This window comes from Nocardioides sp. L-11A (assembly GCA_029961745.1).
GTDB lineage: Bacteria > Actinomycetota > Actinomycetes > Propionibacteriales > Nocardioidaceae > Nocardioides.
On the sequence record CP124680.1, the window covers coordinates 3337097 to 3363044 of the forward strand.

Below are 25948 nucleotides of genomic sequence, written 5' to 3' on the forward strand. Positions count from 1 at the left end.
GAACCTACCCGCGAGCGGAGAGCCCGGCGGACCGGGCCCGGCGGCGCTGGGCCAGGGCGCGCGCGGCCGCCGGCTCGCGCCGGGCGAAGCCGATGACCAGACCGAGGGCGCTCAGCGTCGGGAGCAGGCTGGAGCCGCCGTAGGACACCAGGGGGAGAGGGATGCCGATCACCGGGAGCAGCGCCAGCACCATGCCGACGTTGATGATCATCTGGCACAGCAGCCACACCACGATGCCGAAGGTGCAGTAGCGCACGAACGGCTGCTTGGTCTCGCGGGCGACGCGGACGCCTGCGTAGGCGAGGACGAGGAACAGCCCGATCACCAGCAGCGTGCCGATCAGGCCGAGCTCCTCGCCGAGCACGGCGAAGATGAAGTCGGTGTGCGCCTCGGGCAACTGGCCCCACTTCTGCTGGCTCGCGCCGATGCCCTCGCCGAGGACGCCGCCGCTGGCCATGGCGTAGAGACCGTGGGCGGGCTGCCAGCCGGTGCCGTGGTAGTCCTGGAACGGATCCGCGAAGGTGGCGATGCGCGCCAGGCGGGTGGGCGAGGTCGCGGCCAGGGCCAGCGCCGCGACGCTCACGACGGCGAACACCAGACCGAACAGCCGTCCCGGCGCACCGACGACCCAGAGCATCGCGACCAGCAGGGCGAAGAAGATCAGCGCGGTGCCGAGGTCCTTGCCGACCACGACCAGCCCGGTCGCGAGCACCATGCCGGGGACCACCGGTACCAGCATCTGGTGCAGGCTGCCCAGCCGACGCTCCTTGTTGGCGTAGATGTGGCTGGCCCAGATGATCAGCGAGAGCTTCGCGATCTCGGAGGGCTGCACCTGGATCGGGCCGAGCACCAGCCAGTTGGTGTTGCCATTGACCTCCCGCCCGGCGAACGCGGTCACGATGAGCAGCGCGAGCGAGATCGAGAACGCGGGATAGGCCAGGCCGCGCACCCAGCGCACGGACACCCGCGAGGCGATGAAGGCGCAGGGCACGCCGATCACGACCCACATCAGCTGGCGGCGCACGATCGTGTAGGAGTCGCCGGTCTCGCGGTAGGCCCGCACGCTCGACGCACTGAGCACCATGATCAGGCCGATCACGAGCAGCAGCGCGGTGGCGCCGAGGAGCAGGTAGTAGGTCGTGAGCGGGCGGTCGAGCGCGTCCTTGAGGGCGCTCAGCCAGCCCGGGCGGCGGGCGCGTGAGCGGAGGAGGCCGAGGCGGAGTCGTTCGGGCCCGGTCGTCTCGGACCTGGTCGTCTCGGGGTTGGCGGTGGTGATGTCGCTCCCCCTTGCTCCTGCCTCGCTGCTGCTCAGCCGCTGACGTGGTCCCGCACCGCCGCGGCGAAGGCGTCGCCCCGCGCGGCGTAGTCGGTGAACTGGTCCATCGAGGCGCATCCCGGCGCCAGCAGGACCGTGTCGCCCGGTTGGGCGACCCCGGCAGCGGCGGCGACGACGCGCCTCATCAGGTCGAGCTCTCCGACGGCTCCAGTCTCGGGGGTCTCGACCTCGATCACGGGCACATCGGGTGCGTGTCGCGAAAGCGCCTCCGCGATCACCGGTCGGTCCCGGCCGATCAGGACGGCCGTGCGCAGCCGGCCGCCGACGGCGCGGACCAGGTCGTCGAAGGAGGCCCCCTTGGCGAGTCCGCCGGCGACCCACACGACCGGCTCGAACGCCGCCAGTGAGGACGCCGCCGCGTGGGGGTTGGTGGCCTTGGAGTCGTCGACCCAGGTGATCCCGTCGTGCTCGGCGACCGCCGCGATCCGATGACCGTCCGGGCGGAAGGACCGCAGCCCGTCGCGTACGGCGGCCTGGCTGATGCCGTGGGCGCGCGCGAGCGCGGCAGCGGCGAGGGCGTTGGCGACGAAGTGCGGCGCCGACGAGGCGAGGTCGGCGAGGGTGCACAGCTCGGCCGCGCTTGTGGCGCGCTCCTCGACGAACGCACGGTCGACCAGGATGTCCTCGACCACGCCGAGCATCCCCGCCGCCGGCGTACCGAGGGTGAAGCCGATGGCCCGCGCTCCCTCGATGACATCGGCCTCGCGGACCAGCCGCTCGGTGGCGGGATCCGCGACGTTGTAGACGCACGCACGCTGGACGTTCTCGTAGATCCGCCCCTTGTCGCGGGCGTAGTCGTCCATGCCGGACGGCCCGGCGTACCAGTCGAGGTGGTCCTCGGCGACGTTGAGCACGACGGCGCTCTCCGCCGACATCGAGTCGGTGTAGTGGAGCTGGAAGCTCGACAGCTCCACGGCGATCACGTCGTACGGCTCGGGGTCCATGACGGCCTCGGTCAGCGGCAGGCCGACGTTGCCGGCCGCGACGCTGCGCAATCCGGCCGCCCGCAGGATGCTGTCGAGCATCTGCACGGTCGTGGTCTTGCCGTTGGTGCCGGTGACGCACAGCCAGGGCGCGGGCCGCTCGGGGTCGCGCAGCCGCCAGGCGAGCTCGACCTCCCCCCACACGGGTACGCCGCGCTCCCGGGCCGCGACGATGATCGGCGCGTCCGGGCGGAAGCCCGGGGAGACGACGAGGACGTCGGCCTGGCCGGGCAGGCCCGCCGTCGCACCCTCGCGCGCGTCGATCCGGGCGCCGAGACTCTCCAGCAGCTCGGCCCGCTCGCGCAGCCGCGGGCTCAGCGACTCGGCGACGGCGTGCACGTCGGCGCCCAGGAAGAGCAGGTTGTCGACGACCGCGGCGCCGCTGGTGCCGAAGCCGGCGACGACGGCACGCACGCCCGCCCAGGAGTCGGTGCGGCCCAGGGTGGTGACATCGGGCCGGTTCGCGTCGGTCATCAGAGCCGGGAGACCCATTCGGCGTAGAAGATGCCGAGGCCGGTGGCGACGAACAGGCCGGTGATGATCCAGAACCGGATCACCACGGTGACCTGCTCCCAGCCGAGCATCTCGAAGTGGTGGTGGATCGGCGCCATCCGGAAGATCCGCCGGCCCTTGGACAGCTTGAAGAAGCCCACCTGCAACATCACCGAGACCGTCTCCAGGACGAACAGGCCGCCGAGGATGACCAGCAGCAGCTCGGTGCGGGTGAGGATCGCGAACCCGGCCAGTGCACTGCCGAGCGCGAGCGAGCCGGTGTCGCCCATGAAGATCTTGGCCGGCGAGGCGTTCCACCACAGGAAGCCGAAGCAGGCACCGGTGATCGCCGCCGCGATGATCGCCAGGTCGAGCGGGTCACGCACGTTGTAGCAGGTGGCGCTCGGCTCCTCCTGGCAGAACTGGTTGCTCTGCCAGATGTTGACCAGCGTATAGGCGCCGAAGACCATCACCGACGCCCCGGCGGCCAGGCCGTCGAGACCATCGGTGAGGTTGACGGCGTTGCTGAAGCCGGCGACGAACAGCCAGATCAGCAGCAGCGCCAGGACGGTCGGCAGCACGAACCAGTCGAGCTCGCGCAGGAAGGAGACCTTCTCGCTGGCCGGGGTGCGGCCGTGCGAGTCCTCCAGCATCGGCGAGAGGGCGAGCCAGCCGAAGACCAGCGCGATCACCGTCTGCCCGGCCATCTTGGCCTTGCTGCGCAGGCCCAGGCTGCGCTTCTTGAAGATCTTGATGAAGTCGTCGAGGAAGCCGACCAGGCCCATCCCGACGAACAGGAACAGCAACAGCAGGGCCGACGCGCTCGGGGCGGTCAGCGTGATCAGCTTGGCCGCGAAGTAGCCGATGACCGCGGCCAGGATGATGACCACCCCGCCCATGACGGGCGTGCCGCGCTTGGTGTGGTGGCTGGTCGGGCCGTCCTCGCGGATCTCCTGCCCGTAGCCCAGCTTGGTGAACGCATTGATCGCCACCCGGGTGCCGAGCAGCGAGATCAGCAGGGCGATGCCCCCGCCGAGCAGGATCGCTCTCACGCCGTCGTCTCCTCGGTGCTACTCGTCACGCTGCTCGTCAAGATCGCCTCTGCCACGACTTCCAAGGCGACGCCGCGCGACGCCTTGACGAGGACGACGTCCTCCGCCCCGGCATTCTGCCGCACCCAGGCCGTCGCTTCCTCACGCCCCGCCGTGACGATCACCTCACCGGGGCCGTCCGCGGCCCCCTCCGCGATGCCGCGGGCAGCGTCACCGACCACCACCAGGACGTCGACGCCCAGCGCGGCCGCCGAGCGGCCGACGGCTCGGTGGGCGGCGTCGTGCTCGGCGCCGAGCTCACGCATCTCCCCCAGCACGGCGACGGTACGACGGGGCCGGCTCGGGTCGCCGCGGCCGATCGCGACCAGGGCCTCCAATGCCGCCCGCATCGAGTCGGGGTTGGCGTTGTAGGCGTCGTTGACGACGACCAGCCCGTCAGCACGCTCGCCGATCTCCATCCGCCACCGCGACGTCGGCCCGGCCTCGCCCAGCGCGCGGGCGACATCGGCCAGGGGGAAGCCGGCGGTCATGGCCATGGCCGCCGCGGCGGCGGCGTTCAGGACCTGGTGCGGTCCGGTCTGCAGCAGGGCGACCTGGTGCCATTCCTCTCCCTGCCCGAGCTCGAAGGCGGGCCGGCCCAGCACGTCGAGCGCGGTGCCCCGCCAGCGCAGGTCGCCGCCCTCGCCGAAGGTGACGACCCGGGCGCGGGTCCGGGGCCCCATCGCGGCCACCAGCGGGTCGTCGGCGTTGAGGACGGCGGTGCCGTCGACGGGGAGCGCCTCGACCAGCTCGCCCTTGGCCCGGGCGATCTGCTCCCGGCCCCCGAACTCGCCGACGTGGGCGGTCCCGACGTTCAGCACGGCGGCGATGCGCGGAGGCGCGATGTCGCACAGGTAGGAGAGGTGGCCGACCCCGCGCGCGCCCATCTCGACGACCAGGAAGCGCGTGCCGGCATCGGCGCGCAGCACGGTCAGGGGCACCCCGAGCTCGTTGTTGTTGTTGGCGGCGGTCGCCACGACGGCGCCCTCGCCGGCGAGGGTGCGCAGGACCGCCGCGAGGTAGTCCTTGGTGCCGGTCTTGCCCTGGGAACCGGTCATCGCGAGCACGACGGTGTCGAGCCGGTCGAGCACGTGGCGGGCCAGCAGACCCAGCGCGGCGACCGGGTCGGTGACGACGACCGTGGGCGCCGTCGTCGGGCGGCTCCCGAGCACGGCGTGGGCGCCGTCGGCGTAGTCGTGGCCGTCGACCCGCTCCCCCACGACAGCGACGAACAGCCCGCCGGGGAGCGGGGTCCGGCTGTCGACGTACGCGGGCGCGGAGACGGTGACGTCGGCGCCGTGGAGGGTGCCGCCGACGATCTCGGCGACGGCCGAGAGCGGGAGCGGGATCACGCCTCGCCCCCGGAGGGATCGGCCGGCAGGTCCGCGAGGAGCGCGCGGACGACGTCGCGGTCGTCGAAGGGGTGCACGACCCCGCTGACCTCCTGCCCCGCCTCGTGGCCCTTGCCCGCGACGAGCAGGACGTCGCCGGGGGCGGAGCGGCGCAGGGCGGTGGCGATCGCCTCGCGACGGTCGCCGATCTCGACGACCTCCGCGCCGCCGGTGCGGGCGCCCGCGAGCACCTCGGCGCGGATCGCCGCGGGATCCTCGGTGCGGGGGTTGTCGTCGGTCACCACGACCAGGTCGGCGAGCTCGGCGGCGATCTCGCCCATGACGGGTCGCTTCCCGCGGTCGCGGTCCCCCCCGGCGCCGATCACGATGATCAGCCTGCCACGGGTGACCGGCCGCAGCGTCCGCAGCACGGCGTCGACGGCGTCGGGCTTGTGGGCGTAGTCGACGACGACGGTCAGGTCGCGGCCGGTCTCGATCCGCTCGAGGCGCCCGGGTACGCCGGCGGACCGGGCGATCCCGTCGGCGACCGACTGCGGGTCGAGGCCCGCCTCGGCCGCCGCGGCGATCGCGGCGAGGGCGTTGGCGACGTTGAACTCCCCCGCCAGCGGGACGGCCGCCGCGACGGTGCGGCCGGCGGGGCCGTGCACGGTGAAGGTGGACCCGTCGGGGCGCTGGTCGAGCGAGGACGCGGTCCAGTCGGCCCCGTCGACACCGCGGCCGACGGCGTAGGTGCGCACCGGGATCGAGGCCTCCGCCGCGAGCCGCCGGCCGTGCTCGTCGTCGACGCAGACCAGGCCGAGGCGGGCGTGCTCGGGCGTGAACAGGGACGCCTTCGCCGCGAAGTAGTCCTCGACGTCGGCATGGAAGTCGAGATGGTCGCGGCCGAGGTTCGTGAAGACGGCGACGTCGAAGACCACGCCGTCGACGCGGCCCAGCACCAGGGCGTGGCTGGAGACCTCCATGGCGCAGGCGGTGACGTCGAGCTCGCGCATCCGCGCGAACAGGCCGTGCAGGTCCGGTGCCTCCGGCGTGGTCAGCGCGGTCGGCACCTCCTCGCCGGCGATCCGGGTGCCGACGGTGCCGATCACGGCACTGCGGACGCCCGCGGCGAGCAGACCGCCGTCGAGCAGCCGGGTGACGGTGGTCTTGCCCTGGGTGCCGGTGACGCCGATGGTCCGCAGTGCCGCAGCGGGCCGGCCGTAGACCAGTGCCGCCACCGTGCCCAGGACGGCGCGGGGGTCGGGGACGACCAGCGCGGGCAGCCCGGTGCCTGCGGCGAGGGCGGCTCCCTCGGCGTCGGTGAGCAGCGCGCTCGCGCCGGATGCGGCGGCCTGGTCGGCGAAGGTGGCGCCGTGGGCGCGCGATCCGGGCAGGGCGGCGTACAGATCGCCCGCGCGGACCCGCCGCGAGTCGAGCGTCGCACCGCGGACGTCGACGCCCGCGAAGACGGGCTCCAGCCCCAGGGCGCGGGCGATGTCGTCGAGCGGCGTCACGGGTGGGTGAGCGGGGCGGGTCGCCGGGCCGGTGGTCACCACTCCACCGGCGTCTGGTTGGGCTCGGTGCCCGAGGGCGCGACGCCGTAGCGGCGCAGCGTGTGGCTCATCAGCTTGGCGAACGCCGGGCCGGCGACGCTGCCACCGCCACTGCCCGCGCGCGGGCGGTGCACCACGACGTAGATGGTGAAGCGCGGGTCGTCGGCCGGCGCGAAGCCGGCGAAGGACACCGAGAGGCTGCCGTCGTACCGGCCGTCGACGACGCGCTGGGCGGTACCGGTCTTGCCGGCCACGCGGTAGCCCGGGACCGCGGCCCGCGGGGCGACCCCGGCGTCGGGGTCGACGACCCGCTCCATCATCAGCATCGTCTCGCGCGCGGCCTCCTCGCTGATCACGCGACGGCTCGTGGCGACGTCGGTGCCGATCTCGGTGCCCCCGTCGGTGCGGGCCGCCCCCTTGACCAGGGTCGGGTCGACGCGGACCCCGCCGTTGGCGATGGTGTTGACCGCCGCGGTCATCTGGACCGCGTTGACCGACAGCGACTGGCCGAACGCGATGCGGTCGCCGACCTGCGAGGTCCAGGCCGCACCCTGCGGCACGATGCCGCGGGTCTCGCCGCCGAGACCGAGTCCGGTGCGCGCCCCGAGGCCGAAGCGGGTGAGGTAGCCGCGCAGCTGGCCCTTCTTGAACTGGTCGGCGGCGAGCACGGTGCCGACGTTCGAGGACTTCGCGAGGATGCCGGCGAGGGTGAGCTTGAGCGTGCCGTGGTCCCAATAGTCGCCGATCGGGCGGTCCTGCCGGTTCAGCTGCCCCGGCACCTTGAACCGCTGCTCCTTGAAGCCGAGGCCCGCGTCGACCAGCGCGCTGATGGTCAGCACCTTCTCGACCGAGCCGGGCTCGTAGACGTCGGTGAGCGCGGAGGAGCGGTAGAGCTCCTTGTCGTAGCGATACGGGTCCGCGGCGTCGTACGTCGGGTAGTCGGCCAGGGCCAGCAGCTCGCCGGTGCGGGTGTCCTGGATCACCGCGATGCCGGACTCGCCGCCGGACTTCGTGACCGTCTGCTGGAGCACCCGCTGCGTGTAGTACTGCAGGTCGCGATCGATGGTGAGGGTGAGGTTCTTGCCGTCGACGGCCGGAGTCACGGTGTTGTCGCCGAGCGGGATCTGGTTGCCGGCGCCGACCTCGTAGCGGGCCTCGCCGTCCTTGCCCGACAGATAGGCGTTGAAGGAGTCCTCCAGGCCGGCGAGGCCCACGATGGCGCGCTCCTTGCCCTCCTTGCCGTTCTCACCGAGGAAGCCGACCAGGTTGGCCGCGACCGACTTGTTGGGATAGGTGCGCAGCGGGTCCCGCTCGGTCATCAGGCCGGCGAACGGGCGTCCCTTGTCGTCCTTGAACTGCTCCTGGACGTCGGCGACGACCTTCTCGGCCTTGCTGGCCGGGACCTGGCGGGCGATGTACTGGAACCGGCTGTCCTCGACCCGAAGCCGGCGCAGCGTCTCGAAGTAGTCGACGCCGAGGCGCTCGGACAGGATCGTCGCCAGCTCCGGCGCGACCTCCTTGGTCACCTTGGGGTCGGCCACCACCATCCGGCCGGCCACGGTGTCGGCCATCGGCTGGCCGTTGCGGTCCAGGATCTCGCCCCGGGTCGCCGGCAGGGCCACCACCCGCTGGCCCTCGGCGGCCGCCATCTGGGCGTACGAGCGCGGGTCGACGCCCTGCAGCTGGACCAGCCGGGCCGCGAAGACGGACAGCACGATCGCGATGAGCAGGAACCCGATCTGCATCCGCCGGTGGGGCGAGCCCCGCAGGACGTCGCCGGTACGGCGCCGCAGGCGGCTCGGGACGGGACGGCTCACGCGCTCCAACCTACGACTCGAGGGTCACTGAACGGTGGCGGGCACGCCGTCCGTGGCGGCCTTCACCCGCTCCTTGACCGGCGGCGGGTCGAGCTCGGCCGGACGACGCGGGCCGGGCGGCTCGAGCGGAAGCCGGTCGGCACCCGTGGCCGGCTGGGGGTCGCCGCTGATCTTCCCGGAGCCGAGGTGGAGGACGCCGGCACCGCCGCTCGGCATCACCATGCCGAGCTTCTCGGCGGCCGCGGCGACGTGGGCCGGGTCGTTGAGCACCTGGAGGTCCATCTCCAGCGCCTCCTGCTGCGCGCCGAGATCGGTCGCCTGGTTCTGCAGCGCCGTCTCGCGGAAGGAGGCCTGCTGCATCGAGGTGTTGAACATCAGCAGCCCGACGACGCCGCCGAGCAGGATGATGCTGACGAAGGTCACGAACGGAACCCGCGGCGCCTGGGTGCGCCGCCGCGGGACGACGGTCAGCCGGGCCCGCTGGAGCGCCGCCTGCGCGATGCGCGGGGCGACGTACGGGAGCCGGTTGCGCAGCGGTGAGGTGGAGGACATGTCTATTCGGCTCCCTTGCCAGACGACGTGCTCGGACGGGTGTTGGCGGTGATGCGCTCGATGGCGCGCAGTCGGACGGAGGCGGCGCGAGGGTTCTCCTCGACCTCCTCGGGCGTGGCCTGCTCGGCCCCCCGGGTCACCAGCCGGTAGGCCGGCTCGGCGCCCTCGGGCACGAACGGCAGGTCCTCGGGGACGTCGAGGCGGGTGGCGGCGGCGAAGGCCCGTTTGACCAGCCGGTCTTCCAGCGAGTGGTAGGACTCGACGACCACGCGGCCGCCGACGCCGATCGCCTCGACCGCCGCGGGGATCGCGCGCTGGAGCACCCGCAGCTCGTCGTTGACCTCCATCCGCAGCGCCTGGAAGGTGCGCTTGGCGGGGTGACCTCCCGTCCTGCGCGCCGGGGCCGGGATGACGTCGTACAGCAGGGCGACCAGGCGCGCCGAGCTGGTGAACGGCTCGCGCTGGCGTTCGCGGACGACGGCGTCGGCGATGCGGCGCGCCATCCTCTCCTCGCCGTACTCCTTGAGGATCCGAGCCAGGTCGGCCGCCGGGTAGGTGTTGAGGACGTCGGCCGCGGTCGGGCCGGTGTCCCCCATCCGCATGTCCAGCGGTGCGTCGACGGCGTAGGCGAAGCCGCGCTCGGGCAGGTCGAGCTGCATCGAGGAGACGCCGAGGTCGAAGAGCACGGCGGCCACCCCGCCGTCCCGCGGGAGGCCCTGGTCGGCGACGACGTCCGCGAGCTCGTCGTACACCGCCTGGACGCCGGTGAACCGGTCGCCGTACGGCGCCAGCCGCTCGCGGCTCATCGCGAGCGCGCGCGGGTCGCGGTCGATGCCGACGACCCGGGCGCGGGGGCAGCGCTCGAGGACGGCCTCGCTATGTCCGCCGAGACCGAGCGTGCAATCGACGAGCACGCTGCCGTCGCGGTCGAGTGCGGGCGCGAGGAGGGAGACGACCCGGTCCAGCAGGACGGGGACGTGGCGCGGGGAGCTCATGCCTCAGCGCCCCGCGAGGTGGGTCAGCACGAGCAGGAGCGCGCAGCCGAGCGACAGGGTCGCGGAGAACGCCATCAGGGTGAGGGCATCGCGCGCCTGCTCACGGACGCGACGCTCACCGGAGACCTCCGGTGGCTGCGTGCGAACGCTCATGCTCTCGACCCCTCGACCCTGGGAATGGACTGCCTTCAAATGCGGCGGATCCGCAGAGCCAGGTCCCGGCCCGCTCCCGTCCCGGTGTTCGGGATGCCGTCTGGTGCCGGGGAAGGTGCCCCAGAAGGCGGTGGCTCGCCTGTCGCCTGTGGCCGGGGAAGGTGCTACAGGAGACAGGGCGCGGGGAGCGGGAACGGGCTGAGACCTCGTCCTGCGGATCCGCTGTTCTGTTGTGGTGGCGCGGCGTCGACGCTGCCGCTGTCGGCCTAGTCGTCGTCCTCGTCGAGGTCGGCGAACTCCTCCAGCGCCTCGAGCTGGAACTCGCGCCATGCGGCCGGATTCCAGATCTCCAGGCGGTCCCGGACCCCGATCACGACGACGTCGCGCTCGAGTCCGGCGTACTCGCGCAGGTGGGCCGGGATGCCGACCCGCCCCTGCTTGTCGGGGGTGCTCTCGTCGCCACCGGCGAAGAGCACCCGGGCGTAGCGCCGGGCGGCGCGGTTGGTCATCGGCCGGGCGGCTTGCCGCTCGGCCTCCTCGGCGAAGACATCGGTCGGCCAGACGACGAGGCACTTGTCCTGTCCCTGTGTGACCACGAGGCCCTCCGCCAGTCGATCTCTGAACTTCGCCGGGAGGAAGAGGCGGCCCTTGTCATCGAGCTTCGGGGTGTAGGTGCCCATGAAGAGCATCGGGCCACCCCCAGCCGTCCCACCGGACTCCGCCGTTCCTCCACTTTCCCCCACAGTACTCCACTTTGCTCCACCGTCAACCACCAACGCCCCACTCCTTGCGGCGTTTCGCACCACCGCGCACCCTGAAAGCGCAGGTCAGCGCGCTGGGAGCACCGGTGGAGCGGAGTGGAGGAGAAGTGGAGCGCCGGTGGCGCCCACCGGAGCCGTAGGGTTGCTCCACCGCAGCGAGGTGGCTGCTGAGCAAAGGGAGAACAGCCGTGGAGTCGCCGAGCACCGACGTCGACAGCGTCACGCGCATTGCCGGCCGCATCCAGGCCAACGTGGAGAAGGTGATCGAGGGCAAGGGAGAGGTCGTCTCCGCCGCGATCGTCGTCCTGCTGGCCGAGGGGCACCTGCTGCTGGAGGACGTCCCCGGCGTCGGCAAGACCATGCTGAGCAAGGCCCTCGCCCGCAGCATCGACTCGACGGTGCGCCGCATCCAGTTCACGCCGGACCTGCTGCCGTCCGACATCACCGGCGTGTCGGTCTACAACCAGTCGACCCGCGAGTTCGAGTTCCGGCCCGGCGGCGTGTTCGCCAACGTCGTGATCGGCGACGAGATCAACCGGGCCTCCCCCAAGACCCAGTCCGCGCTGCTCGAGTGCATGGCCGAGCGCCAGGTGACCGTCGACAACGTCACCTACCAGCTGGAGTCGCCGTTCATGGTGATCGCGACCCAGAACCCGGTCGAGATGGAGGGCACCTACCCCCTCCCCGAGGCACAGCGCGACCGCTTCCTGGCCCGGGTCTCGATCGGCTACCCCGTACCTGCCGCGGAGATCGCCATGCTGGCCAACCACGGGGAGGTCAGTCCGCTCGACGACCTGGAGCCGGTGACCGACAGCGCCGAGATCCGCAAGATGTGCGCGATCGTCGGCCAGGTGCACGTCTCCGACGCGGTGCAGCGCTACGCCGTGTCCCTCACGGCCGCCACCCGGCAGACCCCCGAGCTGGTGCTCGGCGCGTCGCCGCGGGCCACCCTCCACCTGGTCCGCGCCGCCAAGGCCCGGGCCGCCCTGCACCGTCGCGACTACGTCCTGCCCGACGACCTGCGGGCGCTGGTGCAGCCCGTGCTCGCCCACCGGCTGCTGCCCAGCGCGGAGGCCGCGATCGGCGGCCGCACCGTCGCGACCATCCTGGAGGGCATCGCCGCCCAGGTCCCCGTGCCCGACCCGACCTCCTGAGCGGCGCGGCGGATGCGGCGACATCTCTCCTCCCTGACACTCCGCGGCCGCGCCTTCCTGGCCGCCGGAGCGACGGCGGTGGCGTGCGCGATCGGCTTCGGCCAGCCGGCACTCACCCGCGTCGGGGTGCTGATGATGGCGCTGCCCCTGCTGGCCGCCCTCGTCGTGAGCCGGCGGCGGCACGACCCGGAGGTCGCCCGCTCGGTCTGGCCGCGACTGCTCCGCGCCGGCGAGACGGCCCGGATCGACCTCACCGTCTCCAGTGACCGCAAGCGCGCCGACGGCGCGCTGCTGATCGAGGACACCGTCCCCTACGCCCTCGGCGGCCGGGCCCGGTTCGTGCTGCAGGGCCTCGGGGGCGCCTGGGAGCGCACCGTCTCCTACCCGGTCCGCTCGGACCTGCGGGGCAGGTACGTCATCGGGCCGGTCGTCGCCCGCCTCGCGGACCCGTTCGGGCTGGTCGAGCGTCGCCGGCCGATCGGCGGCACCGCGCAGCTGACGGTGACCCCCCGCGTCGTACCGCTCCCGTCGATCCCGCTGGCCGGGGGCTGGCAAGGTGCCGGCGAGCACCGGCCCCAGGCGTTCGCGTCGGGCTCCGCCGAGGACGTCAGCGTCCGGGAGTACCGCCGCGGCGACGACCTGCGCCGGGTCCATTGGCGCAGCTCGGCCCGGATCGGCGAGCTGATGGTGCGCCGCGAGGAGCAGCCGTGGGAGGCCCACGCGACCGTGCTGCTGGACAACCGGCGCCTCGCCCACCGCGGCCAGGGCCCCGCCTCCAGCCTGGAGGCGGCGGTCATCGCCGCCGCGTCCGTCGCCGTCCACCTGGAGCAGCACGGGTACGCCGTCCAGCTCTGCACCGCCGACGGGATCGGTGGCGTGGCCGGCGCCGACAAGGCCGGCGCCCTGGGCGCCGAGCGGGCGCTGGAGCACCTGGCCGTCCTCGAGATGTCGCACCGCGCGACCCTCGACGTCGGCTGGTCCGGCGAGCAGGCGCGCGGCGGCGTGGTGGTGGCCGTTCTCGGCGGCTTCCTCCCCGACGACACCGCCGCCCTGCGCCGGATCCGCCACGACGCGGGCGTTGCGCTGGCCCTGGTGCTCGACGTCGGCCAGTGGTCGCCGAGCCGGGAGGCGCTCGGCGGCGACGCCGCCGCGCCGGTCACCTCCCTGGCCTGGCGCGCCACCGGCCTCGGACCACGCGACCAGCTCGACGCGGCCTGGCGCGAGCTCGGCCGGGCCCCGGTGCGCGGAGGTGCGCGCGGATGAGCTCGCCCCGGCTCGGCGAACGTCGCGGACCGTTCGGCCCGGCGCTGCTCTTCGGCGTCCTCGCCGTGCTCACCACCTGGGCCGCGCTCACCGCGTGGCGCGGCTTCGTCGACCTTCCCGGGACCTATCTCCGCCCGCTCGGAGTGCTCGCCGGGCTGCTCGCGGTCAGCGGTGCCCTGCTGCGCTGGCTCGGCACGCCGCGCTGGCTCACCACCCTCGTCCAGACCGTGCTCACCGCCCTGGTCGTCACCCGCCAGATCACCGGCTCGTTCCTCCCCACGGGGGACACCGTGGCCGCCATCGGACACGCCCTGGAGGCCTCGGTCGACAGCGCACGTCAGTACGCCGCCCCGATCGGCGCCGAGGTCCCTCCGGTCTGGCCGCTGCTCGTCGTCGCCGGCGCCGGCGTCCTGCTCCTCGTGGACACGCTGGCCTGCACGTTGCGCAAGGTCCCCGCCGCCGGCCTCGGCCTGCTCGCGGTCTACGCGCTGCCGAGTGGTGTGCTCGACGGAGGTCCCGACGTGGGGAGCTTCCTCGCCGCCGCTGCGGGCTTCCTGGTCCTCCTCCACCTCGAGTCCCGGGACCATCTGCTGCGCTGGGGGCGCGCGGTCGGGCCCGACGAGGACACACTGTGGCGGGGCAACCCGATGCTCGAGGCCATGCGTGCCGGTGCCGGCCGGATCGGGATCGGCGCCACCGCGCTCGCCCTGGTGATCCCGGCCTTCCTGCCGACCGTGGGCGTCAACGTGCTCGACCTGGGCTCGGGCGGTGGCAACGGCGACATCCGGATCCGCAAGCCGATCGCCGACATGCGCCGCGACCTCGAGCGCGGGCGGGACGTGCCGCTCATCCGGGTCCGCACCGACGACCCGGACCCGTCGTACCTGCGGGTGTCGGTGCTCAACCGCTTCACCGGCGACGAGTGGAGCAGCGGGGACCGCGACGTCGCCCGGGACGACCGCGCCGACGGCCCGGTCGCGCGGCCGCCCGGCCTCGCGTCCGACGTACCCACCACGGCGTTCGACTACGACGTCGAGATCACCGAGGACTTCAACTCGACGTGGCTGCCGACGCAGTATCCCGTCTCCGCGGTCGACGCGCCCGGCGACTGGCGCTTCGACCCGTCCACGATGGACTTCCTCGCCGCCGACGACGACCTCGACACCCGCGATCTTGCATACACGATGACCGCGCTGCGCGTGGAGTTCGGCACCCGACGCGACTTCTTCCGCGACTCGGCGGACGACGACGTCTCCGAGGAGGTCCTCGACCTGCCGGGCACGGTGCCGGGGGTCGTGCGGAACCTGGCCCGCGACGTGACCGAGGGCGCCGTGTCCGACTACGAGCGGGCGCTGCTGCTGCAGCGCTGGTTCCGCCAGGACGGCGGCTTCACCTACGACCTGGCGAAGGCACCCGAGGGCACCGGCAACCAGACCCTGGAGAGCTTCCTCGCCCGCGACGGCCGGGTCGGCTACTGCGAGCAGTTCGCCTCCGCGATGGCGGTGATGGCACGGACGCTGCGCATCCCCGCCCGGGTCGCGGTCGGCTTCCTGGAGCCGGACCGGATCGGCGGCGATGTCTGGGAGTACAGCAGCCACGACCTGCACGCCTGGCCGGAGCTCTACTTCGCCGGTTCGGGCTGGGTCCGCTTCGAACCCACGCCGTCGGGCCGGGTCGAGCAGGTCCCCGCCTACACCCGAGTCCCGGTCGACGGCGGCCCCGACGACCCCCGGGGCGGTCCGACCGCACCCTCCTCGGCCACACCGGGCGCGACCGCGACGGTGGCGCCCAGCGCCGGGCCGAGCCGGCGTCCGGAGATCGAGCGCGACGCGGGAGACACCGCGAACGCCGACGACGGCGGCATCCCCACTCCGCTGCTCGTCGGCGGCCTGGTCGCGCTGGCGCTGGTCCTCCTCGGTGGGGCCGCGGTCGGCGGGCCCGCGTCGGTCCGGACCCGCGCCCGGCGGCACCGGCTGGCCGGATCACCCGACGACGTGTGGAGTGAGGTGCGGGCCACGGCGATCGACCTCGGCCGGCACTGGCCGGACGGCCGCTCGCCACGGGAGGCCGGCCGCCTGCTGCTCGACCACCTCGGGGGACCGACCGACCCGACGGCCGAGCGCCCGCGGACCGGCGCCGAGGCCGCTCCCGAGGCGGCCGACGCCCTGGAACGAGTGGTGCTCGAGGTCGAGCGGTCGCGCTACGCGCGCCCGGGCGCCGTACGCACGCAGGAGCGCACCACCCTCGCCGAGGACGGTGCGCTCGTGGTCGCCGCGCTGGAGGCGGGCGTCGGCCCGCGGGCCCGCCGCCGGGCCCGGTGGATCCCCCGGTCGGTCTGGGGTCGGTAGGCGACCCGCTCGGCCCGAAGACTCGGCCCGGGGCTGCGCAGGGTCTTGTCGCCAGGCGGGCCTGGGTTGCGTCGGACTGGACCGCGTGGCCGGCAGCGTGGCGCCCGCGCGCAGCGCATCGAGTGACGCCCGCGGCCCGAGCGGAGCGAGGGCCGTGCGGTGTCACTCGATAGGCGACACGCTCGGCCAAAACCAAGCGGTGTCACTCGATAGGCGACACGCTCGGCCCGGTTCCCTACGCAGCTGTCTTGCCGCCAGGCGGACCTGGGTTGCGTCCGGGTGAACTGCGCGGCCGGCAGCGTGGCGCCCGCGCGCAGCGCATCGAGTGACGCCCGCGGCCCGAGCGGAGCGAGGGCCGGGCGGTGTCTCGATTGGCGACCCGCTCGGCCCGGTTCCCTGCGCAACTGTCTTGCCGCCAGGCGGAGCTGGGTTGCGTCCGGGTGAACTGCGCGGCCGGCAGCGTGGCGCCCGCGCGCAGCGCATCGAGTGACGCCCGCGGCCCGAGCGGAGCGAGGGCCGTGCGGTGTCACTCGATAGGCGACACGCTCGGCCCTAGAAGGTCAGAAGCCGCCGCGGTCGCGGCGCCGGCGCCAGCGCGCCTGGAGCGTGTCCATGAAGCCGGACGAACGACCGTGGCTGCGGCCGCGCCGGCCGCCGTCGACCACGCCGAGGCCGGAGGGGTGCGCCGTGACGTGGGGACCCGACCCCGGCCGCTGACCGCGCAGGGAGCCGAGCAGGATCGTCGCCGAGGCGAGCATGATCAGGAAGCCCGCGACGCCGACGGGCCAGTACCCGCTGACGGCCCCGCCCATCATGACCGCGACGCCCGCGGCGAAGACGACGCCGGCCAGGATGGCCCGACGACGGGCCGCTTGCCGGAGGGTCGTGCCCCGCAGGGTGGACGCGAACTTGGGGTCCTCCTCGCTGAGGGCGCGCTCCATCTGCTCCAGCAGTCGCAGCTCCTCTTCCGAGAGTGGCACCGAATCCTCCGACACGTGTGAGGCGGTTCTCCGCCGATGACTCTTCCTCCAAGTGTAGGCAGGCATCTCCAGCGGTGGTAGGGCGTCCCCCGAAATTGTCCGGTCGGGGGCTCCGGGCTCCTCCGCGCTGACCAGGCCGACCCGCGCTCACAGCAGGCTGGCCGGGCGGACCGCGGCATGGCCGAACCGGTCGACCGCACGGTCCACGGCCCGATCGGCGTCCGGCCAGCCGGGGTCGCGCTCCCCCAGCGCGAGCTGGCGGCCGTCGCCCGAGCGGACGTGGCGCAGCCCCTCGACGCGGACGCCGACCAGGCGCACCGCGGCCGGACGGGGCCCACGGGCGTCGAGGAGCCCGTCGAGGAGTCCGACCGCCACGGCGTAGACCTCCTGGGTGACGTCGGTGCGCTCCCGCAGGGTCCGCGAACGCTGGACGGTGGCGAAGTCGGAGAAGCGGACCGTGACCGTGACGGTGCGCCCGGTGCGGCCCGCGCCACGGACCCGGGCGGCCACCCGGGCGGTCAGCCGGAGCAGCTCGCGGCGCAGCGCCACCCGGTCGCGGAGGTCGACGGCGAGCGTGTGCTGGGCGCCCATACTGCCCTCCGGCTCGCCCTCCCCGAATCCGAAGACCCCGGCGCCGCCGGCGACCAGCTCGGAGCGGTCGGTCCCCCACACCAGGGCGTGCAGCTGGCCGCCCAGGTGGCGACCGACCATCCGGCGGAGCAGGTCGAGCGGGATCGCGGCCACATCGCCGACGGTGATCAGGCCGAGACGGTGGAGACGCTGGCGGGTGGCCTCGCCGACGCCGTAGAGGACGCCGACGTCGAGCGGGTGCACCTCCGCGACGAACCGCTCCGGCCGGATCACCCGGACCCCGTCGGGCTTGGCCTGGCGACTGGCGAGCTTGGCGACCGACACCGACGCGGCGATGCCGACCGAGCAGGTGATGCCGTGCTCGGCGCGCACCCGGGAGCGGAGCCGCTCGGCGATCGCCTCGGGAGGCCCGAACAACCGCACGGCGCCGCGCACGTCGAGGAATGCCTCGTCGAGCGAGGTCACCTCGACGACCGGCGTGATCGTGCGGAAGGTCTCCATGATCGCCTTCGACACGGGCGTGAGCAGGCCGAAGTCGGGCGCCATGGTGACGGCGTGCGGGCACAGCCGAGCAGCCTCGGCGCCCGGCATCCCGGAGCGGATGCCGTAGCGGCGCGCGGGGTAGTTGGCCGACAGCACGACGCCACGGTGCCCGCCTCCGACGACGACGGGGACCTGCTCCAGCTCGGGCCGGTCACGGATCATGACCGACGCGTAGAACGCGTCCATGTCGACATGGAGGATCGGACAGCGGACCGTCACGGCCCACCTCGCGGACGCGCGGCGGGAGGAGGCTCAGGGGGTGCGCTGCGCCACGATGTGGAGCTGGGTGGCGAGGGGGAGGTACTCCGGCCGACGGGCGACCGCGCGCTCCAGATCGACGAGGGCCGCGGCCGCGCCGGGCTCCTGGTCGATGAGCGCCGCGGGCACCAGGTCGGCGAAGACCCGGACCGCGTGGACCGAGGCCGCTCCGAAGCCGTGCGCGGCGAGCAGCTCGTCGATCTCCTCGGCGGTGAACCGACGGCCGGTCCGGGCGTCCACCGGCGCCCGGTCGTCGAGCAGGGCCCGCGCCTGCTGGAAGTGACCGGCCATGGCCCGGGTGATGACGGCCGCGTGCCGCTGACCGACCACGAGGCTGAGCAGGCCGCCCGGACGCAGCACCTGGCCGATCCGGTCGAGCGCGAGCGCGGGGTCGACGACCTCGAGCACGCCGTGGCACAGCACCACGTCGGCGCTGTCGGCACCGACCACGTCGACCAGGTCGGTGACGTCGCCTTGCAGCCCGGAGACCTCCACGCCGACCTCCTGGGCCCGCCGGGCGAGGGACGCCAGCGCGTCCGGGCTCGGATCGACCACGCGGACCCGGTGGCCGGAGCCGGCCAGCCGGACGGCGAAGCCGCCGGTGCCGCCGCCCAGGTCGACGACCTCGCGGGGTCCACCCGCGAGCGCGGACTCCAGGGCGTCCCACACGACGGCGGTGCGGACCGATCCACGCTGCTCGCGAGAGGCCATGCGCCGAACACTAGCCGGATGGCGCGAGCGCGTCGCTCGTGCCTCGCGCCGCGCCGTCGCGCGCACAGTTGACGACGCTTCCCGCGACGACCGATCTCAACGAGCGGCACCCAGCCACGGCTCGGTCCGTCACCCGACCGCGAGGCCGGCGAGCTGCTCACCGAGCGGGACATGGGGCGTCAGTCCGAGGGCCTGCTCCACCACGGCCAGGAAGCGGTCGGCGTCGCGGACCAGGTCGTCGGCCTCGCGCTCGCTCGCCGCCCGCGTGGACCCGGCCTCGGCGGCCGCCCGCTTCGCCGCGCCGGCGGCGAAGAAGGCCGCCCACTCCGCCAGCTCGGGGGCGACCTCCGCCAGCAGCACCCAGGCGTTGCGCTGCGGGCGGCGCCGCCCCGGCTCGGGACGAGCCCGGGCGGCCAGCAGCGCCGCCGCGGCCCGCAGGGCGGCGACGTGGGCACAGGCGTAGCGGGTGGCGACGTCACGCGCCGCGACCGCCTCGCTCAGGGACTCTGCCGCCCGGCTGAGGTAGTTGTGGGTGGTCGCCGGCAGGGCGTGCGGGCTGACCGTGAAGGGGGCGAACTGCTGGGCCACGGCGTCTTCTCCTTCGGATCGATTCGAACATGTGTTCGAACGATCTGAAGGTACACCCCGGGTCCGACACGACTCAAGCGTCGGTCGGCATCCCCGCCGGGCGGCCCCGGGCGCGGCTCACACCTCGGCGTGCTCCGAACGGCGGCCGGCCTCGCGGACGAACTGCCGGCTCTGCGGATGCCACAGGAAGACCAGGGTCACCGCGCCGATCACGGCCGCCGCGATCGCCATCCCGTCGACCATCGTGGGCGGGTCGGTGCGGACCGTGGCGACGGCGACCAGGATCACCCCGACCACGATCGCGGCGAGCGCGTGGCGCGCCCAGTCGTAGCCCGTGCGGAAGAGCGCGATCAGCGTCGCCGCCAGGACGGCGGTGACGCCGTACAGGACGAGGATCACGGGGACGAACTCGACCGGCTGGACGGTGCTGTCGCCGACCTGCATCGGCGACCACACGCTGCCGAGGTCGTCGCGACGCGTGACGACCAGGACGCACACCAGCAGGCCGGCCGCCACCAGGAACCACAACAGCCAGCACGCGATCACGACGGCGGGCGGCCGGGCCTGCTGCTCGGTCTCGGGCATGGTTCCTCCAGTCCGTGGGTGGGATCGTGCTCGGTAGGGTCGTCCCCATGTCGGCCGAGCATCCCTCGATCACCCGGTTCCGCGACGAGCACCAGCGCCGGGGCGGAACCGGCGAGATCGTCATTCTGCCCGACTCGGTCCACACCGCCGCACTCGCGGCCGAGGCGCTGGGCTGCGAGGTGGGCGCGATCGCCAACAGCCTGCTCTTCGACGCCGACGCGACTCCGGTCCTCGTCCTCACCTCGGGCGCGCACCGCGTGGACACCGCACACGTCCGCGCCACCATCGGCGGTCCCGAGCTGCGCCGCGCCCAGCCGGACTTCGTCCGCGAGCACACCGGACAGGTGATCGGCGGGGTCTCCCCCATCGGTCATCCCCGGCCCGTGCCGACCTACCTCGACTCCTGGCTGCGGCGCCACGAGGTGGTCTGGGCCGCGGCCGGCCACCCCGCGGCGGTGTTCTCGACGACGTACGACGAGCTGCTGGCGCTCACCGGCGCCACCCCCCTCGACGTCGCGAGGGACTGACCGTGGCCCGCATCGTCGTCGTCGGCGGCGGCCTCGGCGGACTGGCCGCGGCCGCGCGGCTGGCCAAGCTCGGTCACGAGGTGGCGCTGCTCGAGGCGTCCACGGAGCTCGGCGGGGCGCTGGCGCCCGTCGAGCGCGACGGGCACGTGTGGGATGCCGGTCCGGCGTCCACGCTGCTGCCCGCGGCGCTCCGCGACCTGTTCCGCAAGTCGGGCCGGCCGCTGGAGAAGGAGCTGGGCACCGACCTGGAGCCGCTCCCCGTGCTGCGCGAGCACCGGTTCGCCGACGGCACGTCGGTGCGACTGCCCGGCGGCTCCCGCGCCGAGCAGATGGCGGCCTTCGACGAGCTGGGATCAGGGCTCGGCACCAAGTGGACCGAGCACGTCGACGTCTACGGCCCGGTCTGGGACGTGCTGCGCCGCCACTACGTCGAGGTGCCCTGGGACCCGCGGACCAAGGGCGCGGTCCCCAAGGAGCTGGACGGGCTGTTCGACATCCGCGAGACGCTGTACAAGCGACTGCGACACGCGTTCCGCGACGAGCGGCTGGCCCTGGTCGCGGGGCACCCGGCCGTCGCCGAGGGGCACGACCTGCGCAACGTCCCGTCCTGGGTCGGCGTCACCGCCTTCCTGGAGCAGCGCTTCGGCGGCTGGCGGGTCCCCGGCGGGATGGGCCGGATCGCCGGCCTGCTCGGCGCCCGCCTCGAGACCCGCGGCGTCCAGGTCCGCACCCGCACCGAGGTCACCGATCTCGTGGTGCGCGAGGACCGCGTCGTCGCCGTACGCACCGCGGAGGGCGAGGCCGAGGCCGACGTCGTGGTGGTCGCGATCGACCCGCGCCGGCTCCCCGCCCTGGCCCGGTACGTCGAGCGGACGATGCCCGCCATCCCGCCGGTCGTCGCCCACGTCGGCCTCACCGGCGACCTGCCCGACCTGCCCCACGAGCTGGTGATCCACGAGGAGCCGCTGCTCACCGTCCGGACCGGTGGCATCGCCCCCGACGGCGGCGCCGCCTGGACGATCCACGGCCGCGGCAAGATCGCCGAGGACCTTCTCGACGCCCTGGCCCGGCACAAGATCGACATCCGCGAGAACGTCGTGACCCGGGTCGACCTCTCCCCCCGCGATCAGGTCGAGCAGTGGCGCGGCTCGCCGATGGGCGTGCTCTGGCAGGGCCGGGGCACGGTCCGCCGCCGGGTCGGCCCGTCCACGCCGATCGCCGGTGTGTACGCCGCCGGCGCACACACCGCGCCCGGAGCCGGCGTGCCGTTCGTGGCCCAGTCGGCCGCGCTCGTCGCCCAACTCGTCGGCCCCGCTTAGTCGCCTTCGGCGACCCCGAGCGACGGGCTCGCGACCTTCCTCACGTGTCGGTCATCGCGGGAAGCGAGGCGACGCAGCGGAGGAAGCGACGAAGGAGCGACCGGAGCGGAGGAGGCGAGTCTTTCCGCGAGCCGACAGGCTTGCCGCCACCCGAACCCAGCCACCTACCGGACTCGACGGCGCGCGCGGCAGCGTGGCGCGAGGAACGAGCGACGCGCTCGCGCCATCAAACCGTGATCTGCAGGGCCTCGAAGATCTCCAGCGTCGCCTTGGACCGGTTCAGCGTGTAGAAGTGCAGGCCCGGCGCACCACCGGCGAGCAGCTCGTCGCAGAGCTCGGCGGCGAGCTTGATGCCCTCGGCACGCACGGCGGCGGGATCGCCGTCGTACGCGCTGATCCGGGCGACGATGTCGTCGGGCACGCTGGTGCCGATCAGCTCGCCCTGGCGGCGGATCGCGGCCAGGTTCAGGATCGGCATGATGCCCGGCAGGATCGGGATGTCGACGCCGCGGGCGCGGACCCGCTCGACCAGCGCGAAGTAGTCCGCCGCCCGGAAGAACATCTGGGTGACCGCGAACTCGGCGCCGGCCCGGGCCTTGGCCACGAGGACGTCGGCGTCGGCGTCGAGCGACTCCGCGGAGGGGTGGCCCTCGGGGAAGGCGGCGATGCCGACCCGGAAGTCGCCGCGGGAGCGGGCCAGCTCGACCAGGTCGACGGCGTAGTTGAGACCGCCCTCGGTGGGCGTCCAGTCGGCACGGGGGCCCTCCTGCGGGTCGCCGCGCAGCGCCATGACGTGGCTGACGCCCTCGGCGACATAGGAGTCGAGGATGCCCTCGAGCTCCTCGCGGGTGTGACCGACGCAGGTCAGGTGCGCCATCGGGACCATCGCGGTCTCGCGGGCGATCCGGCCGGTGATCGCCACCGTCTTGTCGCGGGTGCTGCCGCCGGCGCCGTAGGTCACGGAGACGAAGGTGGGGCGATAGGGCTCCAGGGCGCGGATCGCGTCCCACAGCTGGGCCTCACCGGCCTCGTCCTTCGGGGGGAAGAACTCGAAGGAGAAGGATCGCCCGCCCCCGCGGAGGATCTCGCCGAGGGAGCGTCCGGCACCGGTAGTCATGGGCCGCAGTGTAGGTGCCCCTGCCCCGCCGGGGCCGGGCATCTCGCCGATCGCCCTGGTCACTAGGCTCACATCCGTGACCAGCCAGGCGTGGGACCCGACCGCTTTCCGGACCGAGGTCCAGGCCACCCTCGACGCGTTCCTGGCCGACCAGGCCGCCCGGCTCGCCCCGCTCGGCGGCGACGCCGCGCGGCTGCTGTCCGAGGCCCGGGTGACCGTCACCGGCGGCAAGCGGTTCCGGGCGGCGTTCTGTCACTGGGGGTACGCCGCGCTCGCCGGCGCGCCGACGGGCGACGACGCCGAGGCGGTACGCCGGGCCGCGGCCGCGCTGGAGCTGCTGCACGCCAGCGCACTGGTCCACGACGACCTGATGGACGCCTCCGACACCCGCCGTGGCCGCTCGGCCACCCACCGCACCTTCGAGCGGGCCCACCGCGCCGACGGCTGGCGGGGCGACCCGGAGCAGTACGGCGCCGCGGCCGCGATCCTGCTCGGCGACCTGCTGCTGTCCTGGTCCGACGAGCTGCTGCGCCGCTGCGGGCTGGGCTGGGACCGGGTCGGGCCGGCCCTCGACGTGTTCGACCTGTGCCGCTCCGAGGTGATCGCCGGCCAGTTCCTCGACGTGTCCGTGCAGGCCCGGGGACGCGCCGACGTCGCGCAGGCGATGACCGTGCTGCGCTACAAGTCCGCGAAGTACTCCATCGAGCGGCCGATCCACGTGGGCGCCGCGCTCGCCGGCGCCGACGCGATCACGCTCGACCGGCTCAGCGCCTTCGGGCTGCCCCTCGGCGAGGCGTTCCAGCTGCGCGACGACCTGCTCGGCGTCTTCGGCGACCCGGCCACCACCGGCAAGCCGGCGGGCGACGACCTGGTCGAGGGCAAGCGGACCGTGCTCGTCGCACTCGCCCTCGCGCAGGCGGCACCCGCCGACGCCGAGCGGCTCGACGCCGCGCTCGGCACCGCCCTCTCCGAGGCGGAGGTGGCCGACCTGCGCGCGATCATCGACGGCTGCGGCGCCCGCGCCGAGGTCGAGACGATGATCGACGACCTCGCCCGGCAGGCCGTCGAGGCGCTCCGTGGCGGGCAGGCCGACGCCGGCTGGGACGCCGCGGCCTGTGGGGTCCTGGAGCAGCTCGCCGCCGCGGCGACCCGGCGCACGCGCTGAGCCAGCGCCAACCCCGCCGGCCGTCGCGGGAGCGGAGAAGGCAAGTCTTGCCGCGAGCCGGCCGTCTTGCCGCCATGCCAAGGCCGGACCTACCCGGGCCAACCGCGTGCGCGGCAGCGCGGCGCGAGGAACGAGCGACGCGCACGCGCTGAGCCAGCGCCAACCCCGCCGGCCGTCGCGGGAAGCGGGGCCGACGGAGCGCAGGGAGCGAGGAACGAGCGACCGGAGCGGAGAAGGCAAGTCTTCCCGCGAGCCGGCCGTCTTGCCGCCATGCCAAGGCCGGACCTACCCGGGCCAACCGCGTGCGCGGCAGCGCGGCGCGAGGAACGAGCGACGCGCTCGCGCCATCCAACTCAGGCCAGCAGCGGCACGACGTCCTCCGGGCCGGGTCCGCGCAGCAGCACCTCGATCGCCGGATCGGCCTCCCCGCGCTGCCCCAGGACGCCGGTCACGACGCCGAACCACCGCGGCTCCGCTCGGGCGAAGCCGGCCCAGGCGTCCCACAGCAGCACGGTCGGGCCGGCGAGGTCGCGCAGGCAGTCGTTCAGGGCGTCGGCGTTGACCCCGTAGTAGTCGGGGAACGCCAGTGCGTCGCCGATCGCCCGCAGCACGGCGGGCGTGGTGTCGAGGGATGCGCCGTCGACGTACCCGAAGGCCCAGCCGGCACGCTCCACCGCGTGCCGGACGTCGGCGACGTCGAGCGCCGACTCCCAGCGGTGCACGCCCGGAGCGTGCCGCCCGGCCAGGACGGCGGCCAGCCCGCTCATCGACTCTCCCGGATGCGCTCGAAGGACGCGTAGTGGTCCGCGGTCCAGTACAGCTCTCCCCCGTCGCCGGCGATGATCCGTCGCGCGCCCCGGTGGTCGAGACCGGGCGTGTCGACCGTGTACTCCGCGTAGTAGCCGCGTGGCCGCTCCGGGAGCAGCCCCTCGACGTTGCCGAAGGTGGAGCCGTCCTTGCCGGGGTACGGGAACGGCCCGCCGGCCTCGATCAGCTCCACGGTCGCGGCGGCCTCGGGCGGGAGCCCCGCGAGATCGACGTACGACAGGCCGTGCTCGTCGGTCGCCGCCGGGCCGGACGGGCTCGACGACACGGACGGGCTCGACGACACGGACGGGCTCTCCACCGCCCGGGCCGGGTCGGTGTCCTCGGGCCCGCCGGACTGCAGCCACCAGACCCCGACCAGCAGGACGACGGTGACGAGCGTGGAGACGACCTGGGTCGTGCGCCGGCTCAGCCGCGGCACGTGCGCTCCCTCAGAACGCCAGCGCCTGAGCGCGGCGCTTGACCTCCGAGCCGCGGTTCTCGCGCAGCGCGTCGATCGGGCGGCCGGGCAGGTCGGCGTCGAGGAAGATCCACGCGATGCACTCGCGGTCGTCGAAGCCGCTGTCGTGCAGGAGGGTCAGCAGGCCGGGCAGGCCCTTGACCGGCTCGCCGTCGACCAGGAAGAGGGCCGGGATCCCCTGCCGGCCGTCGCCGGGCTTGGCCGCGGCGAGCTGGTGGTCGCGCACCATGGTGCGCACCTTGGCCGGCGTGACGCCGATCTCGGCGGCGGCCTGGTCCCAGTCCAGCCAGTCCGCCACCAGGGCGGCGAGGTCGAGGTCGGCCAGTCGCGGTTCGCTCATGGGGCCATCCTCCCCCACCGGCGTGGCTGCGGGCGGACGTGGCCCCTCCCCGTACGATGGCTTCCTCCGGTCACTTCCCCGGCCGGTCCAGAAGAACATGCACAGGAGGG

General features: G+C 73.9%; 25 protein-coding genes. 6 read left to right on the top strand and 19 right to left on the bottom strand.

The features are described from left to right. Positions 1 to 4: 4 nt before the first annotated feature. The 10 genes from ftsW to mraZ form a co-directional block, all read right to left on the bottom strand. Positions 5 to 1393, bottom strand: coding sequence for a putative lipid II flippase FtsW (gene ftsW / locus QJ852_16030; protein ID WGX94658.1), 1389 nt, complete (start codon positions 1391 to 1393; stop codon positions 5 to 7). Continuing rightward, positions 1309 to 2793: a UDP-N-acetylmuramoyl-L-alanine--D-glutamate ligase gene (gene murD / locus QJ852_16035; GenBank protein WGX94659.1), complete on the bottom strand. Its 1485-nt coding sequence runs from the start codon at positions 2791 to 2793 to the stop codon at positions 1309 to 1311. The genes ftsW and murD overlap by 85 nt, the downstream gene beginning before the upstream one ends. Next, positions 2793 to 3863, bottom strand: a complete 1071-nt coding sequence (mraY, locus tag QJ852_16040; GenBank protein ID WGX94660.1) for a phospho-N-acetylmuramoyl-pentapeptide-transferase — start codon at positions 3861 to 3863, stop codon at positions 2793 to 2795. The genes murD and mraY overlap by 1 nt, the downstream gene beginning before the upstream one ends. After that, positions 3860 to 5254: a UDP-N-acetylmuramoyl-tripeptide--D-alanyl-D-alanine ligase gene (gene murF / locus QJ852_16045; protein ID WGX94661.1), complete on the bottom strand. Its 1395-nt coding sequence runs from the start codon at positions 5252 to 5254 to the stop codon at positions 3860 to 3862. The genes mraY and murF overlap by 4 nt, the downstream gene beginning before the upstream one ends. Further along, positions 5251 to 6786, bottom strand: a complete 1536-nt coding sequence (locus tag QJ852_16050; protein WGX94662.1) for a UDP-N-acetylmuramoyl-L-alanyl-D-glutamate--2,6-diaminopimelate ligase — start codon at positions 6784 to 6786, stop codon at positions 5251 to 5253. The genes murF and QJ852_16050 overlap by 4 nt, the downstream gene beginning before the upstream one ends. After that, positions 6783 to 8603: a penicillin-binding protein 2 gene (locus QJ852_16055; GenBank protein ID WGX94663.1), complete on the bottom strand. Its 1821-nt coding sequence runs from the start codon at positions 8601 to 8603 to the stop codon at positions 6783 to 6785. Before QJ852_16055 ends, QJ852_16050 begins: the two co-directional genes overlap by 4 nt. 24 nt (positions 8604 to 8627) lie before the next feature. Continuing rightward, a complete protein-coding gene (locus tag QJ852_16060) occupies positions 8628 to 9155 on the bottom strand; it encodes a hypothetical protein (protein ID WGX94664.1) in 528 nt (175 codons plus the stop codon). 2 nt (positions 9156 to 9157) lie between these two features. Next, positions 9158 to 10150: a 16S rRNA (cytosine(1402)-N(4))-methyltransferase RsmH gene (gene rsmH, locus QJ852_16065; GenBank protein WGX94665.1), complete on the bottom strand. Its 993-nt coding sequence runs from the start codon at positions 10148 to 10150 to the stop codon at positions 9158 to 9160. A gap of 3 nt (positions 10151 to 10153) precedes the next feature. After that, a complete protein-coding gene (locus tag QJ852_16070; GenBank protein ID WGX94666.1) occupies positions 10154 to 10303 on the bottom strand; it encodes a hypothetical protein in 150 nt (49 codons plus the stop codon). A 266-nt stretch (positions 10304 to 10569) separates the two neighbouring features. Beyond that, a complete protein-coding gene (gene mraZ, locus QJ852_16075) occupies positions 10570 to 10992 on the bottom strand; it encodes a division/cell wall cluster transcriptional repressor MraZ (protein ID WGX94667.1) in 423 nt (140 codons plus the stop codon). Between the two features lie 260 nt (positions 10993 to 11252). Here mraZ and QJ852_16080 point away from each other — a divergent pair, with 260 nt between their 5' ends. From QJ852_16080 to QJ852_16090, 3 genes are read left to right on the top strand one after another with little or no spacing between them, the layout of a single operon-like run. After that, positions 11253 to 12218, top strand: coding sequence for a MoxR family ATPase (locus QJ852_16080; protein ID WGX94668.1), 966 nt, complete (start codon positions 11253 to 11255; stop codon positions 12216 to 12218). Positions 12219 to 12230: 12 nt separating this feature from the next. Next, positions 12231 to 13481 (top strand): DUF58 domain-containing protein, encoded by a 1251-nt coding sequence (locus QJ852_16085; GenBank protein WGX94669.1) that lies wholly within the window; start codon positions 12231 to 12233, stop codon positions 13479 to 13481. Beyond that, positions 13478 to 15829 carry a transglutaminaseTgpA domain-containing protein gene (locus QJ852_16090; GenBank protein ID WGX94670.1) on the top strand — a complete coding sequence of 784 codons (2352 nt, stop codon included), beginning with the start codon at positions 13478 to 13480 and terminating at the stop codon, positions 15827 to 15829. Before QJ852_16085 ends, QJ852_16090 begins: the two co-directional genes overlap by 4 nt. A 560-nt stretch (positions 15830 to 16389) precedes the next feature. On the opposite strand, the gene QJ852_16095 is transcribed toward QJ852_16090, so the two are convergent. The 5 genes from QJ852_16095 to QJ852_16115 all read right to left on the bottom strand — a co-directional run bounded on the left by QJ852_16095 (position 16390) and on the right by QJ852_16115 (position 20085). Further along, on the bottom strand, positions 16390 to 16809 hold the full coding sequence (locus QJ852_16095; GenBank protein ID WGX94671.1) for a DUF3040 domain-containing protein: 420 nt from the start codon (positions 16807 to 16809) through the stop codon (positions 16390 to 16392). A 147-nt stretch (positions 16810 to 16956) separates the two neighbouring features. Beyond that, a complete protein-coding gene (dinB, locus tag QJ852_16100; GenBank protein ID WGX94672.1) occupies positions 16957 to 18162 on the bottom strand; it encodes a DNA polymerase IV in 1206 nt (401 codons plus the stop codon). Between the two features lie 33 nt (positions 18163 to 18195). Further along, the gene (locus tag QJ852_16105; GenBank protein ID WGX94673.1) at positions 18196 to 18912 is read right to left on the bottom strand and encodes a methyltransferase domain-containing protein; all 717 of its coding nucleotides are present in this window, start codon (positions 18910 to 18912) and stop codon (positions 18196 to 18198) included. A gap of 129 nt (positions 18913 to 19041) precedes the next feature. Next, on the bottom strand, positions 19042 to 19500 hold the full coding sequence (locus tag QJ852_16110) for an SAV_6107 family HEPN domain-containing protein (protein ID WGX94674.1): 459 nt from the start codon (positions 19498 to 19500) through the stop codon (positions 19042 to 19044). Between the two features lie 117 nt (positions 19501 to 19617). Next, on the bottom strand, positions 19618 to 20085 hold the full coding sequence (locus QJ852_16115) for a hypothetical protein (protein WGX94675.1): 468 nt from the start codon (positions 20083 to 20085) through the stop codon (positions 19618 to 19620). A gap of 47 nt (positions 20086 to 20132) precedes the next feature. Here QJ852_16115 and QJ852_16120 point away from each other — a divergent pair, with 47 nt between their 5' ends. Together QJ852_16120 and QJ852_16125 are read left to right on the top strand one after the other, a co-directional pair. Beyond that, positions 20133 to 20612 carry a YbaK/EbsC family protein gene (locus tag QJ852_16120; GenBank protein WGX94676.1) on the top strand — a complete coding sequence of 160 codons (480 nt, stop codon included), beginning with the start codon at positions 20133 to 20135 and terminating at the stop codon, positions 20610 to 20612. Between the two features lie 2 nt (positions 20613 to 20614). Next, positions 20615 to 21931 (top strand): FAD-dependent oxidoreductase, encoded by a 1317-nt coding sequence (locus QJ852_16125; protein ID WGX94677.1) that lies wholly within the window; start codon positions 20615 to 20617, stop codon positions 21929 to 21931. Between the two features lie 226 nt (positions 21932 to 22157). On the opposite strand, the gene metF is transcribed toward QJ852_16125, so the two are convergent. Further along, positions 22158 to 23048, bottom strand: a complete 891-nt coding sequence (gene metF, locus QJ852_16130; GenBank protein ID WGX94678.1) for a methylenetetrahydrofolate reductase [NAD(P)H] — start codon at positions 23046 to 23048, stop codon at positions 22158 to 22160. A 76-nt stretch (positions 23049 to 23124) separates the two neighbouring features. On the opposite strand from metF, the gene QJ852_16135 reads away from it, so the two are divergent. Beyond that, the gene (locus tag QJ852_16135; GenBank protein WGX94679.1) at positions 23125 to 24213 is read left to right on the top strand and encodes a polyprenyl synthetase family protein; all 1089 of its coding nucleotides are present in this window, start codon (positions 23125 to 23127) and stop codon (positions 24211 to 24213) included. Positions 24214 to 24566: 353 nt separating this feature from the next. Here the strand turns inward: QJ852_16135 and QJ852_16140 are convergent, their stop codons facing one another. The 3 genes from QJ852_16140 to QJ852_16150 are packed head-to-tail and all read right to left on the bottom strand — an operon-like array spanning position 24567 to position 25838. Further along, positions 24567 to 24980: a barstar family protein gene (locus QJ852_16140; GenBank protein WGX94680.1), complete on the bottom strand. Its 414-nt coding sequence runs from the start codon at positions 24978 to 24980 to the stop codon at positions 24567 to 24569. Then, entirely contained in the window at positions 24977 to 25459 is a 483-nt protein-coding gene (locus QJ852_16145) for a ribonuclease domain-containing protein (protein WGX94681.1), read from the bottom strand. The genes QJ852_16140 and QJ852_16145 overlap by 4 nt, the downstream gene beginning before the upstream one ends. A gap of 10 nt (positions 25460 to 25469) precedes the next feature. Beyond that, positions 25470 to 25838, bottom strand: a complete 369-nt coding sequence (locus QJ852_16150) for an Rv2175c family DNA-binding protein (protein ID WGX94682.1) — start codon at positions 25836 to 25838, stop codon at positions 25470 to 25472. Positions 25839 to 25948 lie beyond the last annotated feature (110 nt).